Annotated in this window: 16 protein-coding genes and 1 riboswitch; of the genes, 6 read left to right on the forward strand and 10 right to left on the reverse strand. The window is 40.5% G+C overall.

Features of this window, described 5'->3' with window-relative positions; translation table 11 throughout:
• Positions 1–46: 46 nt before the first annotated feature.
• A complete protein-coding gene (locus tag H6A61_RS02030; RefSeq protein WP_204390572.1) occupies positions 47–619 on the reverse strand; it encodes a superoxide dismutase in 573 nt (190 codons plus the stop codon).
• Positions 620–1,018: 399 nt separating this feature from the next.
• Between H6A61_RS02030 and H6A61_RS02035 the strand changes: the two genes are divergently transcribed.
• The 4 genes from H6A61_RS02035 (at position 1,019) to H6A61_RS02050 (ending at position 5,869) form a co-directional block, all read left to right on the forward strand.
• Positions 1,019–1,723, forward strand: coding sequence for a hypothetical protein (locus tag H6A61_RS02035; RefSeq protein WP_375338106.1), 705 nt, complete (start codon positions 1,019–1,021; stop codon positions 1,721–1,723).
• Between the two features lie 66 nt (positions 1,724–1,789).
• Positions 1,790–2,146, forward strand: coding sequence for a P-II family nitrogen regulator (locus H6A61_RS02040; protein ID WP_204390573.1), 357 nt, complete (start codon positions 1,790–1,792; stop codon positions 2,144–2,146).
• 115 nt (positions 2,147–2,261) lie between these two features.
• Positions 2,262–3,566: an ammonium transporter gene (locus H6A61_RS02045; protein WP_239469063.1), complete on the forward strand. Its 1,305-nt coding sequence runs from the start codon at positions 2,262–2,264 to the stop codon at positions 3,564–3,566.
• A gap of 119 nt (positions 3,567–3,685) precedes the next feature.
• Positions 3,686–5,869 (forward strand): glutamine synthetase III, encoded by a 2,184-nt coding sequence (locus tag H6A61_RS02050; protein WP_239469060.1) that lies wholly within the window; start codon positions 3,686–3,688, stop codon positions 5,867–5,869.
• Positions 5,870–6,028: 159 nt separating this feature from the next.
• Here the strand turns inward: H6A61_RS02050 and H6A61_RS02055 are convergent, their stop codons facing one another.
• Complete coding sequence (locus H6A61_RS02055; RefSeq protein WP_204390575.1) at positions 6,029–6,682, reverse strand: HAD family hydrolase; 654 nt, start codon at positions 6,680–6,682, stop codon at positions 6,029–6,031.
• A gap of 112 nt (positions 6,683–6,794) precedes the next feature.
• Here H6A61_RS02055 and H6A61_RS02060 point away from each other — a divergent pair, with 112 nt between their 5' ends.
• Together H6A61_RS02060 and H6A61_RS02065 are read left to right on the forward strand one after the other, a co-directional pair.
• A complete protein-coding gene (locus tag H6A61_RS02060; RefSeq protein WP_204390576.1) occupies positions 6,795–7,454 on the forward strand; it encodes a DUF2490 domain-containing protein in 660 nt (219 codons plus the stop codon).
• A 53-nt stretch (positions 7,455–7,507) separates the two neighbouring features.
• Positions 7,508–8,017: a nitroreductase family protein gene (locus H6A61_RS02065; RefSeq protein ID WP_154043248.1), complete on the forward strand. Its 510-nt coding sequence runs from the start codon at positions 7,508–7,510 to the stop codon at positions 8,015–8,017.
• A 6-nt stretch (positions 8,018–8,023) separates the two neighbouring features.
• On the opposite strand, the gene H6A61_RS02070 is transcribed toward H6A61_RS02065, so the two are convergent.
• From H6A61_RS02070 to H6A61_RS02105, 8 genes are all read right to left on the reverse strand, one after another.
• Positions 8,024–9,037: an ABC transporter ATP-binding protein gene (locus H6A61_RS02070; RefSeq protein ID WP_204390577.1), complete on the reverse strand. Its 1,014-nt coding sequence runs from the start codon at positions 9,035–9,037 to the stop codon at positions 8,024–8,026.
• Entirely contained in the window at positions 9,037–10,068 is a 1,032-nt protein-coding gene (locus tag H6A61_RS02075; protein WP_204390578.1) for an iron ABC transporter permease, read from the reverse strand. The genes H6A61_RS02070 and H6A61_RS02075 overlap by 1 nt, the downstream gene beginning before the upstream one ends.
• Before the next feature lie 39 nt (positions 10,069–10,107).
• Positions 10,108–11,250: an ABC transporter substrate-binding protein gene (locus tag H6A61_RS02080; RefSeq protein WP_154043251.1), complete on the reverse strand. Its 1,143-nt coding sequence runs from the start codon at positions 11,248–11,250 to the stop codon at positions 10,108–10,110.
• Positions 11,251–11,285: 35 nt separating this feature from the next.
• Entirely contained in the window at positions 11,286–12,368 is a 1,083-nt protein-coding gene (locus tag H6A61_RS02085) for a YncE family protein (RefSeq protein ID WP_204390579.1), read from the reverse strand.
• Positions 12,369–12,432: 64 nt separating this feature from the next.
• Entirely contained in the window at positions 12,433–14,445 is a 2,013-nt protein-coding gene (locus tag H6A61_RS02090; RefSeq protein ID WP_204390580.1) for a TonB-dependent receptor domain-containing protein, read from the reverse strand.
• A 67-nt stretch (positions 14,446–14,512) separates the two neighbouring features.
• A riboswitch (cobalamin riboswitch) is annotated at positions 14,513–14,720 on the reverse strand.
• 96 nt (positions 14,721–14,816) lie between these two features.
• A complete protein-coding gene (locus H6A61_RS02095) occupies positions 14,817–15,380 on the reverse strand; it encodes a chromate transporter (RefSeq protein WP_154043254.1) in 564 nt (187 codons plus the stop codon).
• A gap of 71 nt (positions 15,381–15,451) precedes the next feature.
• Complete coding sequence (locus H6A61_RS02100; protein ID WP_154043255.1) at positions 15,452–16,003, reverse strand: chromate transporter; 552 nt, start codon at positions 16,001–16,003, stop codon at positions 15,452–15,454.
• Between the two features lie 34 nt (positions 16,004–16,037).
• Positions 16,038–20,000 (reverse strand): hybrid sensor histidine kinase/response regulator transcription factor, encoded by a 3,963-nt coding sequence (locus H6A61_RS02105; RefSeq protein WP_239469061.1) that lies wholly within the window; start codon positions 19,998–20,000, stop codon positions 16,038–16,040.
• Between the last annotated feature and the right edge of the window lie 189 nt (positions 20,001–20,189).

Here is a 20,189-nt window from a genome sequence, read left to right on the forward strand (position 1 = left end):
AATGCTTTGTAAAACATCGAAGCGTTTTTTTATGGGTATTGGGAGTTTATAATCTTTCTGCCACTTTATTCCAGTTGACAATTGACCAGAAAGCATGAATGAAAGCTGCACGGTTGTTTCTATAGTCAATGTAATAGGCGTGTTCCCAAACGTCTATAACCATAAGTGGTGTAAAACCTTCGGTGATAGGGTTGCCGGCATTGGCAGTATTCATTATTTTCAGATTGTTTTCATTATCTTTTACTAGCCAAGTCCATCCTGAGCCGAATACACCTAATGCTGATTTGGTAAATTCTTCTTTGAATTTTTCTATGGAACCAAATGTGGAGTTTATTTTGTCGGATAATGTTGATGGTATTTCTTTTTGTTCAGGAGTGAGCGACATAAAGAAAAATGTATGGTTCCATGTCTGTGCAGCATTGTTGAATGTTGGTCCTTGGGCGTTACGGATGATGTCTTCCAGGTTCATGTTCTCAAATTCTGTACCTGCTATAAACTTGTTCAAATTGTTCACATAGGTTTGCAGATGCTTGCCATAGTGGTAATCAAAAGTTTCTTTGCTCATTTTAGGAGCTAATGCTTCCATGTCGTAGGGAAGCTTTGGCATTTCGTGAATCATAGTAAAAATGTTTTTAAAATCATTATATTGCAAAGTTATAAACTTTAGTATTATATGTTGTCAAAAGAAGAAGTTATTTATATGTTGTATGGCATAAATCCGGTATATATTTTTCTCTTACATTTTAGCGATGTATTAAATAGTAAAAATGAAGTGGATAATAATTAAAAACTGTAATTAAAAATATCTTATTTTCTTTGGGATTGTTATATATGTATTTTGATTTACACAAAGTATAGGTAAATTGAATTTTTTCTTTCAAAAAGCTGTACTTTTGCAGTAAAGAAAGACATAAAGATATAAATATAACTTTAATACTTTCTAATAGATAGCAATAATCCATGGATATTGGTTTAAATAAGACAAAAGTTCATTTTAAAAAGGTAAAGAGATATGAAAATGATTAAAGGTAGAAAAATGATGTTGCTTTTTGCTATTATTGGATTGGCATCAGCATCGGGTGTTAAGGCGCAGGACAAGGTTGAAGCGTCGGTAGGAGCTGACTTGGTCAGTGGTTACATCTGGCGTGGTCAGGATCTGGGTGGTGTAAGCATTCAGCCGGGAGCAGGACTTTCTTACAAAGGTTTCTCTTTGTCGGCCTGGGGTTCTGTAGGTTTTGAAGGCACAGATACTAAAGAACTTGATTTGACACTGGGATATGAGTATGGTGGTTTTAGTGTCGGAGTGACCGACTATTGGTTTACAAGTGCGGATTCGCCTGCACGTTATTCCGATTATAAGGATGCTCATACATTTGAAGTTGCCTTGGGTTACGATTTCGGACCTGTAGCGGTCAATTGGTTTACTAATTTTGCTGGTTCGGTAGGTGTAAACGAAGATGGTAAAGATGCATATGCTTCATATTTTTCTGTTTCGGCACCTTTCTCATTGGGAGGCATTGATTGGACAGCAGAGATTGGAGCCACTCCTTGGGCTAATGATTTCTATAATGGTTATTCCAACGGTTTTAAAGTTTCTGCCATAAGTCTTCAGGCATCAAAAGAGATAAAGATAACAGACAGTTTTTCTCTTCCGCTTTGGGCACAGGCTATCTGGAATCCTACAACAAAAGGCGCATACTTCGTAGCCGGAATAAGTTTCTGATATCCGGGTATAGCATATACAAATACAATATACATACAATATACAAATACAATAACGAATGAGATTATGAAAAAGATTGAAGCTATTATTCGCCGGACGAAGTTCGACGATGTAAAGGAGGCTCTTCTGAAAGCCGATATAGAATGGTTTTCTTATTACGATGTGAGAGGGGTCGGGAAGACACGCGAGGGACGCATATACCGAGGAGTGGTATATGATACCAGTTCCATAGAGCGCATTCTGATATCTATTGTTGTGAGAAACAAGAATGTGGATAAAACTGTAGAAGCCGTGATGAAGGCTGCGCATACAGGCGAGATAGGCGACGGGCGTATTTTCGTAATCCCGGTGGAAGATGCTGTCCGCATTCGTACCGGAGAACGTGGAGACATCGCACTCTATAATGCGGAACAGGAGAAATAACCTTGTTCGTCATTCCTTAATATATAATAAAATAACTAAATAAACGAGATAAATTATGGACAAATATATAAAAGGCGGCATGTGTATGTTGCGGTATGCCGTAATGCTTCTGATTATGTTTTGTTGGGTGCCTGATGTGTGTGCGAGTGAAGAAACTGTTGTAACCGAGCCGGTTTTGAATTCCGGCAATACGGCTTGGCTGTTGGTTGCCTCAATATTGGTGTTGTTTATGAGTATTCCCGGTATCGCTTTATTTTATGGCGGTCTAGTTCGACGGAAAAATGTGTTGAGTGTCATCATGCAGACGCTGTTTATTGTTGGTGTAGTCAGTATTTTGTGGGTGGCGTTCGGCTATAGTTGGGCGTTCGATACCAGTTTTGCCGAAACAGGCAATCCGCTGGCGTGTATAATAGGAGGCTTCGACAAGGCTTTCCTTCACGGCATCAGCATCGGCACCCTTACAGCAGGCGATATTCCCGAACTGCTTTTTGCGATGTTTCAATGCATGTTCGCAATTATTACGCCGGCATTGATACTCGGTGCTTTTGCCGAGCGTATAAAGTTTTCCGGATATGTATTGTTTATTACTTTGTGGGTGATTGTAGCTTATTTCCCTATGGCCCATTGGGTGTGGGGTGGAGGATTCCTGCAGGAAATGGGTGCTATCGACTTTGCCGGAGGTACGGTCGTGCATATTAACGCCGGAATTTCCGCATTGGTTATGGCTATCATGCTTGGCAAGCGAATGGATTATAGGGTAGGACACCCCATTACGCCACACAACGTGACTTTCGTTTTTATGGGAACTTCTTTCTTGTGGTTAGGCTGGTTCGGATTCAATGCCGGAAGTGGGCTGGCGGCCGACGGACTGGCGGCGAACGCTTTTATGGTGACGCATATTGCCACAGCCGCCGCTGCCATAACATGGATGGTGATAGATTGGTTTTGCAATAAGAAACCTACCATTATCGGCTCGTGTACAGGAGCTGTGGCCGGACTTGTGGCTATCACTCCCGCAGCCGGCACGGTTGATTTGCTTGGCGCATTGTGTATCGGCGTCATTACTTCCGTGGTATGCTTTTTCATGGTTGCCGCTGTAAAGCCTAAGTTTAAATACGATGATGCCCTCGACGCTTTTGGAGTGCATGGAGTGGGTGGTATAATTGGTTCTGTCCTGACAGGTGTGTTTGCTACGCGTTTTATTTCCGGAGAGGACGGCGTGCAGGGTGCTTTGTATGGAGACTGGCATCAGTTGTGGATACAGATTCTGGCTACGGTAGTTTCTATTGTATATAGTGCGGTAGTTACTTTTATCCTGTTCAAGATTGCTGACGCGACTGTTGGCTTGCGTGTTGACAAGCGCGTGGAAGAAGAAGGACTTGATATCTATGAACATGGTGAATCGGCATACAACAGATAATTAATAATTAACAATTAATAATTGATAATGAACAATGAATAATTAATAGTGAATAATGAAGACATCAACTCGTTTTTAATTATTAATTATTCATTGAATAACCTAACAACTAAATAAATATGATTCGTTTTAATGTAGTGGAAAAGGCTTTCCAGACAAAGCCTATGGAGGTAAGCGTTCCGAGCTGCCGTCCGAGTGAGTATTTTGGCAAATATGTATTCAACAGGGAGAAAATGTTCAAGTATCTTCCAAGTACGGTTTATGCAAAGTTGGTAGATGCGATGGATCATGGAGCGACACTTGACAGACAGACTGCAGACGAAGTGGCAGCAGGTATGAAACGTTGGGCAAGCGAACTTGGTGCAACACATTATACACACTGGTTCCAGCCTCTGACGGAAGGAACAGCCGAGAAGCATGATGCGTTTGTGGAACATGATGGTAAAGGTGGCATGATGGAAGAATTCTCCGGTAAACTTCTTGTACAGCAGGAACCTGATGCGTCATCTTTTCCAAACGGAGGTATAAGAAATACATTCGAGGCTCGTGGATATAGCGCATGGGATCCTTCGTCTCCTGTATTTGTCGTTGACGATACATTGTGCATTCCTACTGTGTTTATAGCATATACAGGCGAGTCGCTTGACTATAAGGCTCCACTGCTTAAGGCTCTTAGTGCAGTAGATAAAGCGGCGGTGGCTGTATGTCATTATTTTGACACTAACGTAAAGAAGGTTACAGCTTTCTTGGGATGGGAACAAGAATATTTCCTTGTTGACGAAGGTTTGTATGCAGCTCGTCCGGACCTGTTGCTTACAGGACGTACACTGATGGGACATGAGGCTTCTAAAAACCAGCAGCTTGAAGACCATTATTTCGGAGCAATTCCTACCAGAGTCGCAGCATTTATGAAGGATTTGGAGATACAGGCACTTGAACTTGGTATTCCTGTAAAGACACGTCATAATGAAGTTGCTCCTAACCAGTTTGAGCTTGCTCCGATATATGAGGAATGTAATCTGGCTGTTGACCATAATATGCTGGTTATGTCACTTATGCGTAAAGTGGCACGTGCACATGGTTTCAGAGTGTTGCTTCACGAAAAACCTTTTAAGGGTGTTAATGGTTCCGGTAAGCATAACAACTGGTCTTTAGGAACTGATACCGGCGTTCTACTGATGGCTCCAGGAAAGACAACAGAAGAAAACTTGCGTTTCGTTACATTCGTAGTCAATACATTGATGGCTGTTTACAGACATAACGGACTGCTTAAGGCTTCTATCATGAGTGCTACTAACGCTCATCGTCTGGGAGCAAACGAGGCACCTCCAGCAATCATTTCTTCTTTCCTTGGCTCACAGTTAAGCAAAGTTCTTGACCATATAGAGGAAAATGCCAATGAAGATTTAGTATCATTGGGAGGAAAGCAAGGAATGAAACTTGACATACCTCAGATTCCGGAATTGCTGATTGATAATACAGACCGTAACCGTACTTCACCATTTGCGTTTACCGGAAACAGATTTGAATTCCGTGCAGTAGGTTCTGAAGCCAACTGTGCAAGTGCCATGATTGCATTGAATACAGCAGTTGCAGAACAGCTTGTCATATTCAAGAAAGAAGTGGATGACCTGATTGAAAAAGGCGAACCGAAAGTTTCTGCTTTGTTACAGGTATTGCGTAAATACATAAAAGAAAGTAAACCTATCCGTTTCGACGGTAATGGTTACAGTGACGAATGGAAAGAAGAAGCTCTCAAGCGTGGATTGGACTGCGAAACCAGCTGTCCGGTTATCTTCGATAACTATCTGAAACCTGAAAGTGTAGCGATGTTTGAGTCAACAGGCGTAATGACACGTAAGGAACTTGAAGCACGCAATGAGGTAAAATGGGAGACTTATACCAAGAAAATTCAAATTGAGGCACGTGTTCTGGGAGACTTGGTTATGAATCATGTAGTGCCTGTAGCTATCAGCTATCAGACAAAACTTATTGATAATGTATTCAAGATGAAAAGTTTGTTCCCAGCTGAAGAAGCAGAAAGACTGTCTGCTGGAAATGTGGCTATCATTAAGGAAATTTCAGAACGCACTGCATATATAAAAGAACACGTTGACTCTATGGTAGAGGCTCGTAAGGTGGCTAATAAGATTACTTCCGAACGCGAGAAAGCCATAGCTTATCACGATAACATCGCTCCAATGCTTGAACTTATCCGTTATCATATAGATAAGTTGGAACTGATTGTCGATGACCAGATGTGGACTTTACCTAAGTATCGTGAGTTATTGTTCATACGATAACATATACGATTCTCTATTTATTGGTTGTTTAATTCAGAGAAAGAGCCGGTACGCCGTGATGGTGTATCGGCTCTGTTGTTATGATATATAAAAGTATTAAAGGAGATAAAGTGTTGAGCTTTATCTCCTTTAACTTCTTTATCTCCTTTACTGTTTTATTTATTGTTCCAATAAGAAACTTTTCAACTCATTCGCATCATCGGCAATGAAATCCGGTTGGTATGCTTCAAGTTCTGTTCTAGGACGGAATCCCCAGCTTACTCCAACAGTTTTTACTCCTGCATTTTTACCAGTTTCCATGTCAACGCATGAATCGCCAACGTACACGATTTCTTCTTTGCATATGCCTGCATGTTCTGATATCTCATTTACTATTGTTGGGTCCGGTTTTGATGGAACTCCATCACGCTGCCCGAGTATTTCGCAGAAGTTTATGTCAGGAAAATACTGTCTTACCAGCTTTACGGCTGCTGCCTGATATTTATTTGAAGCTACTGCTATCTGTATGTTGTTTTTCTGCAAATCTGCCAGAAGACTGTTCATTCCAGGATAAGGTTTGCTCAGATCTGAATTGTGCGCATCGTAATAAGGCACAAACTCAGAGCGTATTTTCATAACATATTCATCGTTTTTCTTATCTTCCGGCAATGCACGTTCGAATAGCTTGTTTATTCCGTTTCCTACGAAAAACTTATATTCCTCTTCATTATGTGTAGGAAGTCCATATTGCTCAAGTGCATAGTTGGTAGCCGCAGCCAGGTCGGCTATTGTGTTCAGTAATGTGCCGTCTAAATCGAATATTACAAGTTTCATGAATAAAGAATTTTCTTTTTGTTTGATTATCCTATAGTTTATAAATCGACTGCAAACTTAGTTAAATCGTTTGATTTGTTATATCTTTGTGACTGTAAAAAGTTATAAAATTATGAAAACACATAGGTCGGGTATATTATTGTTGGTAATTTGTGGGCTTCTTGCATTGGGAAATTTTCCATTGATGGCGCAGGACGGGGCTGACTGGAGTTCATGGACATCTGTAGCTGTAAATCATAAGTTTAATAAGAATCTTAGACTTATGTCGAAAGTGCAAGTCAGGTCAAGGGATAATTTCAGTGCTTTTGAGAGATTTTTTATAAATGCCGGATTGGGTTACAAGGTTCTGCCTAAATGGGAACTGAAAGGTGTCTTTGCCTATCATCGCAGGAGTAGTGCTTCGAAGGGTAACTTCAATGCCTACAGGTATCATCTGGGCTCGGAAGCATTCTGGAAGAAGGGCGATTTCAGAATCCGCTGGAGGGAGAGGTTTCAACATACATTCGCTTTAGGCGATGATGAGATGATAATTCGTTCCAGACTGATGTTTGACTATAATATACCATCAACTATATTGGTCCCGTATTTTTCAATTGAGACCTTCAATGATTTGGAGAATAATGATGCTTTCAAAGCTGAAAGAATCCGCTATATGCCGGGATTAAGGATGAATCTTACTGATATGTATTCATTATCGGTTTTTTATTGCAGGCAGGATGATATTTCCACAAAGACCAATATTGCCGGTGTGGAGTTTATAATCAATTTGTGATAGATTAAAAAACATTTAGTATCATACTAACAACTAAAATAATACTTTAATTTATGAGTTTTCTTGATTTGGTAAATAAGCGTTATTCTGTACGTTCATACGAAGAACGTCAGATTGAGAAAGAGAAGATAGATTATATCATGGAATGTGTTCGTATGGCTCCGTCAGCTGTGAATTTCCAGCCGTGGAAATTCTATATTGTAACGGACAAAGATAAGCTGAATGATATAAAATCAACTTATAAGCGTGAATGGATAATGTCTGCTCCATGTATTATTGTGGCATGTGCCAAACATGATGAGTCATGGCATCGTCGCTCGGACAATAAGGATCATGCAGATATTGATCTGGCAATAGCTATCGAGCATCTGTGTCTTGCTGCTGCGGAACAGGGGCTAGGTACTTGCTGGGTATGTAATTTCGATGCTGCACTCTGCCATCAGTTGATGTCCTTGCCTGAGGAGATGGAGCCGGTTGCTCTAATTCCTGTGGGCTATACACCTGATACTGAAATACCGGAGAAGAAAAGAAAGGATATGGATGAAATCTGTGTATATATCTGATATATCTTAACTTAGTATAGATATAAGCTCGCCGAAACTGCCGCAACTATAGTTCTTTTCATCAATATGTAATTGCATTTCTGATGATGACAGAACTTTAAGTTCCGGCAGTTTTTTGTCTTCCTGTGCTGCCTGTTTGTCCAGACACAGAAATCCGTGGCGGTTCAGTGCGTTCTGTGTCCAGTGTTTAAGTATCTGGTCGTCTGTATATAGTATGATGGAACGGTCGGCTTTCACGGTAGGGGAGTATCCTCCGTGCATAAGGTCGAATTTAATTTCTGCTTCAGGAAAAAGCCTGTCCATCAGTCCGGATAATATTATGTCTTCCGTCACTCCGGAATGTATTCCGTTTTTAGGAGTGAGTAGCCATAGATAGTCGGCTGTAACCAGTGCCTGCTCTATGTCGTGGGTGGAGAGTAATATGGCTTTGTTTTCTTCATGCGCCAGCCGGTGGAGCAATGTGAGTATTTCTATTCTACTTACTGCATCAAGGAATGCGGTCGGTTCATCAAGAAGTATTATCGGACATTCCTGTACTATGGCTTTGGCTATCATGGCCTTTTGGCGTTCTCCGTCAGAGAGGTTAGCCGTATAAGTTTCTGCTTTATGGCTTATTCCTGTAAGATGCAGCGCATGGTCTATTATTTCTTTGTCGTAAGCAGACAAGCGTCCGAAGAAACCGGTGTGCGGCTGGCGTCCAAGGGCTACAAGCTGTCGTACCGTCAATGCTCCTGCAAAAATCCTTTCCGTCAGTACAAGTCCGATGGTGCGCGACAGTTCCTTTTCTGAATATCTTTCTACAGGTTTGTCCATAATGTTGAGGCTACCGTCCAATATAGGTTGCGATGCGGAGATTGTGCGCAGGAGAGTTGACTTTCCCGCACCGTTCGGACCAAGCAGACATGTCAGGTTGCCTCCCTTCAGTGTGAAGTTGAGGTTGGACTGTACGGTAGTTTTCCTGTTTTTCGTGTGGTAGCCGATACTCAGATTGGAAGCTGTAATCACATCGTTGTTTTCCATCAGTTAAAGTATTGTATTTTCTTCTGGTTTATAATTACATATATTATTACCGGAGCTCCGAGTACCGGTGTTACGGCATTTATCGGTATGATACCATTCTCTCCCGGAAGTATGCTCACTATCGAACATAACAGAGCCATTGCTGCTCCACAGAGTGCGGTTGTGGGGAGAAGTGAGTTATGGTTTGATGTTCCTAGCAGAAGCCGTGCAATATGAGGTACAGCCAGCCCGATAAACGAAATCGGTCCGCAGAACGCAGTTGTTACGGCAGTCAGTATTCCTGTTGACAGCAGGAGCATATTCCTTGTTCGGCGGATATTTACGCCAAGATTTTCCGCATATCTAGTTCCCAGCAAAAGAGCATTCATAGGCTTTATGAGCATTACGGATATTGCCAGCCCTATTAGTATCATTGAAGAGAAGGCGGGAAGTTGAGTGAGCGATACACCTCCGAAATTTCCCATTCCCCATGTGACGTAGGAGTGTACTCCTTCGGCTGTAGAGAAGAAGTTTAGAAGTGATATTGCCGATGAAGTGACGTACCCTGTCATAATTCCGGCTATCAGAAGCATGACGTTGTTCTTTATCAGTGTGGATAGAAACAGTATGAATGCCATTATGGCGAATGCGCCTGCCATGGCTCCAGCGATGACGGACAGAAATCCGCCGAGACTGATGGTAGATACCGTTATGCTTCCTCCCATACCAAGTATTACCAGTGCGGCTCCGAGACTGGAGCCGGAACTTATTCCCAGTATGGAGGAATCTGCCAGAGGATTGTTGAATACAGTCTGCAGCATAAGTCCGGACACGGCAAGTGCGGCTCCGGTTAGTATAGCTGTAATGGTCTGTGGCACACGCGACTGTAGGACAATGTAAGTCCAGCTGGCTTTTTCCGCCTCTCCACCTGAAAGTATATCGGTAACCACAGATGCCGGAATACTGACTGAACCATAATACAGACTTATGGCGGCAAGGGTTACAGTCAGGATGGCAAGCAGTGCGATATATATGGTATTCTTGTTTCTCAAAATTTTATTCTTTAATAGACGAGTAATCAAAATCAACAGTTAAAACTTCAATTCTGTATAATACTGTGTCTTTTCATTTTTCATAATTTCCGGATGGAAGATTATAATCAGGTCTCTGAGCAGAGTCTCCGGATGAAAAGGCGTCTCTTCGTAGAAGTTTACGTACGAGGTATTGCATCCAAAGATACGTTTATTTTTCCACGCGTCAAAATTGGTATATGGAGAGTAGTCGTTTTTCAGTTCGGAGTATGTCTTATCCTGTTTCTGATTATACTTTATGAGCCAGAAGTCAGCTTTCTGACCTTTGTCCAGAACTGTCTCAAACGACATAGGCACTGAGCCGCTTTCCTTTGTATAGCTGAATATGTAGTCTCCTCCGGCATCGTTTATCATCCTGGCCATGGTGCTTCTTCCTCCGGGAACATACCATGCAGATGAATATTTCAATTCAGTAATCACAGTAGGGCGGTCGTGGACATCTTTTGTCATATGTTTCAGAGTGAGATATTGTTTCTCTATTTTTCTGAACAGTGAGTCAGTCTCTTCCTCTTTACCTGTAAGGAGTCCATAAAACTTCATCCATTCTGCTCTGCCTAGGGGAGATGTCTCCATATAGTCGGCACATTCTATGATGGGTATTCCTATACTTTCTATTCTTCCGTACCCGCCGCTATTCTCAAAAGGAGAGAGCAGTACCGCATCGGCATTGAGGTCGATAATCTTTTCTATGTCGGGACTCATTGAAGAGCCGCAGTCGGCTATGAAGCCACCTTCGTACATCTCCTTTATCTGTGGATGCTTGATATACTGAATGTCGCACACTCCGGCTATGGATTTGATAGCTCCTGTTTCGGCCAAGAGGGAGTTGTGAACAGATGAGTAAACAATGGCATTATTTAAAGGAGTACGAACTATAGTTCCTTCGGGCAGATTGCCGGTGTTGGTATTGTCTCTGTCTGTCAGTATGTACGTATGCAGAGTTTTCAGTGTATCCCATGGATTGCGCAGTTCCACTTTGGTATAATCCTTGAATTTCAGAATTCTGATGTTTTCCGCATAACTGAATTTTACTGTATCGACAGGAGTTTCAGAATGCGAGGAAGTCCTGCTTCCTCCGCTGCATGCAGAGAGAAGCAGGACTAATGTTACTATATTGGCAGATAGTAAAAATGATTTCTTCATTATAATAATGATGCAGATATTTCTTCTTTTGGCTGTTATTCTGTTACAAAACGTATTCCTGTAGTGTATTGACCGGCTTCAAATTGAGATTTTTTGTTGCCGTTTTTGTCGTACACATATACGTCGTTCAACGCTCCGTATGGCTGGTTTATTATGTACACATCTTCTGTCTCAGGGTCAACAGCTATACCGCCTGGGTTTGGTATGTCGCTGAATTTTACGAATTCTGTCTCTTTACTGGTCTTGATATCATATACGAAACACTTTGCTCTTTCCGGCAGATGGTACTCAGAGTAGAGAATATACATCTTGTCGCCATTGTTGGCTATGTATGAAGCGTTGCATAGTTCCTCAACCTGATATGTATCTGGATTTATACGTTGCATAGTTCCGTAGATATAATCCTCCTCTTCTAGTCCTTCAGATCCGGCATAGTTACCATTTGATACAATATACACAAATCCGTCGCTACCCACAATGCTTTGCGTATAAGGATTAAGCAAAACTGTAATATCCTCGACTTTGGTCATGGTCTTTGCATCTACTACCGCAACTGTATTTCCCATACCATATCCGGAGATATTTACGAAGATTTTTCCCTTGGTGTATGACAATCCCTCCGGATAATCCCCTACATTTACAGAAGAAACTATTTCTTGAGACAGGGTATCAAGTTTGGAAACAGTACCGTCGTATGCAGTAAAGAATACAAATCCGTCGCCTGCTGTGGCAAATCTTGGTTGCAGAGGTTTATTGTCGGACGTTGTAAGTGGCATGCTTTTTATTATTTTTCCTTCCTTGTCCAGTATCTCTATTTTTGAAGAAGTGGTGCTTACTGCATATAGTTTAGAGCCATAAACACATAAGTCCTGAAGGTCACCTATTCCTTTGCCGTTACTTGCTGCATAAATATCAGATGACGCTGTGCCTTTGTCTATATCGTACCATTGTATTGAACCGTCATTGGCACCCCAGTTGCCAGTGTTAATTATGTATGCTCCTGTGGTGATTACAGGTTTTTCTGTTCCACCATCAATTCCCGGTTCATCGTTATTACATGATGTCATTGCAGTGATAAGAAACATAGTTGCTGTAAGATAAATGAATTTCAATTTCATAATGTTCTGTTTTTATTTGTTGTTGTTTAATGATTTAATATTCTTATTCATAGAGTTTTATCTGTTATAGAATATAACTCAGTGATACTTTATAGTTTCTTCCCGGCATAGGATAAAATCTTATGACCTCATAGTTTTTTCCGCTCAGGTTTAATGCATCCAGCTGAATCTTGAATTTGTGCTTTTTCCAGGAAAAAAATCTGTATGCCGATAAGCTATGATCGGAATATGGCTCAATACGGTACGAAGGAAGGTTTTGTGCCAGAGTATATCTCTCAGAAGCAAAGGTTACATTATATGTAATATTCACCCATGGGTTCTCTATTGTGAGACTTCCTCCTCCTGAATGTTTTGGAGTATATATAATCTGGTTTCTCCATGTTTTTGATTCAGGGTCGGTTATATCCTCTGCCTGGATAAAGTTATAGTTAGCTGTGAGATAAAGGTTTATTTTGTCTGTCAGACTGTATTCCGACGATATGTTTATGTCTGTTCCTATAGTCTCAACTTTACCGACATTCATCATTTTCCACACAAACATGGTGGGAACTGCAACAATCTTGTCGTTGACCTTATTATAATATACATCAGCTGAAAGGCTAAGGAATCTGAATCGTCTGTTAGAGTCCGATCTATTGTATGTCACTCCGAAGTTTCCCTGTCGTGTGGTTTCCGGACGAAGATTGGTATTCCCTATAAGGAGATAATACAGGTCGTTGAATGTAGGAGTTCTGAATATATCCTTATACGAGGCTCTTATCCTTAATCCGTGCTGACGTAAAGGTTTCCACGATATACTGACGGCAGGAGACAGACGTTTCCTGTCATCTGCAGCTTTCCCTATCTTCACATTCTCTGTTATGTATGTGTTGAGCAGTGAAGCCGAAGCTGAGAAATTAGTCCGTTCATATCTGGCAGCTAAAGCACTGAGTACAGTAAATCTTTCGGGAAACTGGCAGTCTCTCAGGTTGGTGTGCAGATAATTATATGCAAAATCCTGTGCAAATGAGAAAGAAAGATTCTTTACCGGACTGCCCATTACAGTGGCTGACAGATAGGTCTCTGTCTGTCTGTATCGGTCGTCTGTTATTCCGGATGACTTGTCGTTATAGTCTCTGTTCCAACTGTAGTTGAATTTTCCAAGTACCTGCATTTTCAACCGTTTATTCCATCTGTTTTCGTAACGCACTTGTCCGAAGTAGTTTCTATCGTACAGTCTTTCAGCAGAATAAGGATTGTCGTAAACCACACTTCCCGGCAGTCCTCTTTCAGAGTCAAATAGGTATGCTTTTACTTGTAGGTCTTGTTTGGAGGTAATGGATGAGTACAGATTTGCTTCTGCTCTGTAAGAACGTATGTCGCTGTTGTTCCTTTTTGCATCAATCAGTTGGTTTCCGTTCCATAATTTAAATCTGTAGTTACCGTCGGCTTGCAGATAATCTCCATAAAATGAAAGACCAGTTTTATTGGTTATTTTATGGCTATACATTACAGAGGGATTAATCAAACCATATGAGCCGGTTTTGAAGGAAGCGTTAATACTGTATTTACCTTTTTCTATGTCAGGTGTTATAGTCTTTATGTTGATAACTCCTGCCGAGGCAAAAGCTTTTGCACTTTGATATATATCATCAGTCTGACCAATTGTAAGAGAAAGTTCTGATACATTACTCAGAGAGTACCTTGAAATATCAACTTGTCCAGACTGGCAGTCGCTTATGCTTACTCCATCGTATATAACTCCTGTATGCTGTGCTCCCATACTTCTTATGGAAACAGTTTTCAGTCCTCCTATACCTCCGTAGTCTTTTACATTAACTCCCGAAAAGTGTTTTACGGCTTCGGCTACATCATACACTCCCATACGCTCCAGCTCTGATTTTTTCAGTATCTGAAGCGGTGACGTTGCCATTAAGGCTGATGGAGTCTTTCTCGCACTGATAGTAACGTCCGGAATTTGGTGTATCCTACCGGTGATGCTGTCTGTGTTGTTCTTCTGTGCCATAGATACCATTATCGGACATAAAAACAGTACAGTTACAGCGTACCTGTGGACAACATAATTCAGTTTGCCCATTTCTTACTCAATAAGTGTCTTACAAAAATTACATGTATCCGCATCATTCTTTCCTCGAGAATGCTGTGGTATGATTTCTTGTTTTGCAGGTCTTCTGACTTACTCCGGATGGCTTTACCTTCCCGTCATCAAGTTTGACAGTGGTTAAACAGATATTAAGCTATCCTTATTCTGTGGAGATTACAGCAGCGGGACTGTCCGGGATTTTCACCCGATTCCCTTTTCATCCTCATCCTGTAAATAGGCATATTGGAACAAAACATTGCAAATATATGAAAAAAACGGAAAATTGAAAATCATTTATTTTATTTTCGCATTTTTACTATATATGAAATGCAATCTTCAGATACTATGAGTAATTAGATGATGTGTCAATATAATATAAATCCGGCGATGCCGCAGAGTATGATAAGAAGTATAGGATTGACTTTATATTTGTGTGAAGCAATGAACACTGAAGCGAAAATCGCTATGCTCGTTATTATGCTGTAAGTGTCCGAACCAAAATTCTCGGTATTCATCAGTACAAGGGCAGCAGATGCTAAAAGTCCCACTACTCCTGGGCGTAGCCCGTCGAATACAGAAGCCACTACAGGGTGTTTCTGATATTTCAAAAAGAATTTGCTTATCAATATCATCAGGATGAATGAAGGCAAGACTACAGAACATGTTGCTATGGCAGAACCTAAAACGCCTATTCCATGAGAGTAGCCGGCATTAACTACAGCTGTATAACCAACGTATGTTGCAGAGTTTATACCGATAGGACCGGGTGTCATCTGGCTGATGGCAACTATATCTGTGAATTCAGAAGAACTGAGCCAGTCATGACGTGTCACAACTTCACCTTGTATCATGGACAACATTGCATAGCCTCCGCCGAATCCGAAGAGACCTATCTTGAAGAATGTATAGAATAGTTGTAGGAATATCATGTTGTAAATTAAAAATTAAAAGTTAATAATTAAGAATTTGGGTGTGGCTTTTACTGACTTTCAACTCTCTGTCATTTGCTTTTATCCTCAGTTTTTCTTTTATATCGCCCGTAAATATATCCGCCAAGTCCTGACAGAATAATTACGTAGATAGGCGAGAAGCCGAGCAGCCATATAAGCAGTGCAGATACTGCCGGAATCCATATATTGTATCTGTTGATACGTGCGGTTTTAGCCATTTTGAAAGTAGGTGCTGCAATTAATGCCACTACTCCGGGACGTATGCCCTTGAATACTCTTTCAACAGGTTCCAGATGCTGGAACTGCCTGAAGAAGAGTGCAATGGCCAGTATTATCAGAAATGATGGCATGATTGTTCCTAAAGCCATGAAGAATGCTCCCCAGAATTTACGCAGTTTATATCCTATGAAGATTGCGATGTTGACGGCGAATATTCCCGGAACTGTTTGCGACAATGCCATGAGGTCAAGGAATTCTTCTTTTTTTATCCATTTCCTTTTATCAACTATTTCCGCTTCAATAAGTGGAACCATGGCATAACCGCCTCCTATAGTGAATAGTCCTATTCGGAAGAATATTGTAAAATAATTTAGATATATCATGTCGTTAATTAAGAACTAGCTTCTTTCTCTGTTTTTAGTTATTAACTGATTTCATATAATCTCTAGGAGGAACACCGTAATATTTTTTGAATGTATCTGCAAAATATTTCGGGTCGGCAAATCCGAGCATGTCTGAAACCTCTGATACGGTATATTCCTTTGTTTTCAGTAATATGGCAGCTTCCTGCATACGTATGTTCCTGATAAGCTCGGCTGGAGGTTCACCTGTAAGTGCTTTGATCTTGTTGTAGAAACTTGTACGGCTCATGTTTACGGCTGCACATAAGGTATCCACATTCAGACCTTTTCCAAGTCCTTCTTTTATAAGTCCGGTCACTTTACGGATAAACTCTTCGTCAAGTGTGGAGATCATTTCCGGCACGTCATTTTCTTCTGATGATATAGAATTCTCGTCCGTATCTTCTTTTTGTTGTGGCAGGGATACTATAAGTTCCTGAAGCCTTTTCCTTATCAGGTCTCTGTTTTCAAGAACATTGCTGATATTGGCTTTAAGAAGGGTTATGTCGAACGGTTTTACTATATACAGGTCTGCTTTAGTCTTCAGACCGTCAATAATATCCTTCTTTTCGCCAAGGGCAGTAAGCATAATAAACGGTATATGACTGGTTGCCATATTACCTTTTACGGCTTTACATAGTTCGTATCCGTTCATTATAGGCATCATTACATCCGATATAATCAGATCCGGTTGTTTCTTTCTTATTGTGTCAAGGGCCTCTTTTCCGTTCTCTGCACCGAATGTGTGGTATGTGTCTGCCAACGATTGCATCAGGAAGTTTCTCAACACATCGTTATCTTCTACAATTAGAATGTGTGGAGCATTTTCCGGGATGTTATTCTCCGTTTGTGTGACAGTGGATTCTGTCTGCTGGTCTTCTTGTGAAGCTATGGTGTATGCCCATCCTTCCTGTATGTTTGCTTCATTCCATTCTTCCGGATTTTCATCACGGTATATATATTTTCTGCTTCTGATAGGGAACGACAAATGGAAGCTTGTACCGGAATTCTCTTCACTGGTGAACGATATGCGTCCTTCATGGTTGCGTATTAGCCTCCATGTCAGAAGCATTCCGATACCTGAACCGGTGATAAGCTGGTTTGTTGCGTTCTGTCCTCTGAACATATATCTGAACATCTTCTTCCTGTCTTTTTTAGGTATTCCTATACCGGTGTCGGTTATGTCGATATTCCAGTTCTTTTTATTATGTGATGCGTTTATATCCACATATCCACCCTTGGGAGTATATTTAATGGCGTTCGATATAAGATTCCTTAATATCGAATCCATTTTGTTACGGTCTATCCACACTTCCAGCTCATTGAAATCGCTTTCGTATTTCAAAGTAACCTCCTGTTGCTCAGCATAGTTTTTGAACTGTTGAAGATATTCTTTAAGATATGAATTAAGTTCATATTTTTTTACGCTGACTTGCGGACTGTAAAGCTCTTCTTTCTGGAAGTTCATCAGTTTGTTCGCCAGTTCCGAAAGGTTGTCAGTGTTTTGTAGAGCCAGGTTTATGTTCATGGTACTTTCGGACGAAAGCTTCTCTTTTTTCAGAATTTCTCCCAAAGGCGCTTTTATAAGTGTAAGTGGTGTACGTATGTCGTGAGCCGTATGTATAAAGAAATTTATTTTCTCCTGCGATATACGTCTGTCTTTCTTTATCATCTTATATCTGTAAAGTGAAAATGCCGCTCCGAATATTAATACTATATAAAGCATTATGGCCCATGAAGTAAGCCATATAGGACTTTTGATGATAATACTGATGTTTCTCTCTTCCAGCAATTGGTTGTTGTCCAGAAGTATTGCTCTTATTCTTAGTCTGTATTCTCCCGGTGATATGTTAGTATATCTTATCATTCCATCTTCACTGGGACTGCTCCACTCGTCGAAGAAGCCTTCCAGTTTCCAAGTATAATATATATTTGACGGATTGTCGTAGTTGACAGAAGATACGTTTATGGAGAAGGTATTCTGATTGAATTCCAACTCCAGGATCGATGTCTCGTCAAGCAGTTTTTTCAATGGCGAACCTTTTTCGCCCGGGTATGCAGGCTTGTACATTATGCTAAGGTTGTCAAGAACCATATGAGAAGAAAATTTCTCAGGCAGTTTCATACTGTCAGCAAGTACAATTGCTCCGTCATTACTACCTAATATAATCTCTCCATATCCAGTATTTACGGCAGCCCCTTGGTTGAAGTTATATGCTGAAAGGCCCTGTTCCCCTGTCCAGTTTGTAAACATTTTGTCCTTGATGCTGAATAGGGAAATTCCGTTTTCTGTTCCCAGAACTATGTCGCCATATTTGTTTTCTACCAGACTGTAAATGTTGTTTGTAATAAGGCTACAGTTTGCAGTAGTATAATGTTTTACCTCTCCTGAAATATTGTCTATGATGAAAAGTCCGTTGCCGTACGTTCCTACGAATGTATAGCTCCCATCCCGAGTAATGCATATGGAATTTACACACCCGGTTTCTTCTTCAGTTCTGAATTTTTCCAGCTTTTCTTCAGGCTTACTGAAAATGTACAGTCCGTCTATTGTTCCTATCCATAATGATTTTTTGTCTTTTTCCTTTATGCATGTTATCGGATATGTTGATGGATAGATGCTTGTACGTTTATTTTGGGGATCATACATCCTTAAGCTTTGGAAGCCTCCTCCCCAAAGTATATTGTCAGAGTCGCGGATTATGCTTCTTATATATTTGTCAGGTGTTTCATCATTATCTGGTGCAAGTCTGATTGCATAGTTGGCTGTTTGGCTATTTTTGTTTATGCGGTATATTCCAGACATATATCCTCCAGCCAGTATCTCTCCCGTTTTGTATTCGCATAAAGACGTAAATATATGGTTATCATTCTTCGAATCTTTAGCAAATGATGACAGATAGTTTATCCATTTCTTTGCCGAGCGGTCAAAACAGCTTATACCATTGCTGGTAGCAAACCATACATCGCCATCCGAATCGGTCATAATGGCATTAATTCTGTTGTCTATTAGTGAATTACTATTGTCTTTGGAGTGTCTGATCCATTCGTATGGCTGATATTTTTCTGTATATACAGTGATACCGGTAGGGTAAATTACATTCCATATACGTCCGTCATGATCAATGCATAAGTCCTTGACAATGCTTCCATTCATTCTATTCTGTCTGGAATAGTCCTCTGTAAGGAAGCTGGCGAAAGTTCTGTCCTTCAGGTTCAGCTTATAAACTCCGTCTCCGTCTGTTGCTATCAGAACCTCGCATCCTGAATTGCCATACGGCTTTATTGTATTTATGCTTACGTCTGTCAATACTTTACCTACATTATGTAGAATGGCTTTATCCGTATCATAAAGGTATAATCCATTTATAAGGGAGTTTATAATCAGATATCCGGTTTCTTTGTGGTAATAAATGTAATCTATCAATCCAACCTCATCCAAGCCATAGTTTTCTTTAGAATATGTGCCGGAAAGTGTTCTCTTGATTTTGTAAATATGTCTTTTTGATGCCAGAAAGTATTCACCGGGATTTTCATCCTGTGCTATGTATGAAATATCCTCATTTAGCAGATTGGTAATACATGAAGTGCTGTCTTTCTCCGTATTGTAAATAACAATATCTTTATCGCAAGTCATTAATATTTCATTATGACCAAAATATATGGCAGATACGGGTAGATCCTTGTATTGCGGATATGTCTGTTTCATGTCGAATACAAGACGAAATGAATCTCTCATCTCCTCGTATTTATATATGTATCCATCTTTTCCCGCTTCCCATAGTTTGTTCTCGGCGTCGGTGGCAAGTTGATTAAGGTTTGGATAGAAGTTTACTGTATTGTTATTTCTCGTCAGTTGGTAGTGCTTGAAATTCTTTCCGTCGAATCTGTCCACACCTTTGTGTGTCAGAATCCACATATATCCCTGATTTCCTTGGCATATAGATAGGACACGTCGGCTGCTGAGGCCGTCTTTCATGTCAATGTATTTGTATATTTGAGTGTATGAATTTAATATACATGAGAATAATATGATAAATGTAAGGACAATTCTATAAAACATGGCATTATGAAGTTATACATTGCAAATGTCGCTAAAAATGATTGGAAATCAAAATAAAACGAAAAAAAGGTTTTCCCGATTTTACCCGGGAAAACCTTTTTGATA

Origin of the sequence: Bacteroides caecigallinarum, assembly GCF_016901995.1 — a bacterium.
GTDB lineage: Bacteria > Bacteroidota > Bacteroidia > Bacteroidales > Bacteroidaceae > Phocaeicola > Phocaeicola cellulolyticus.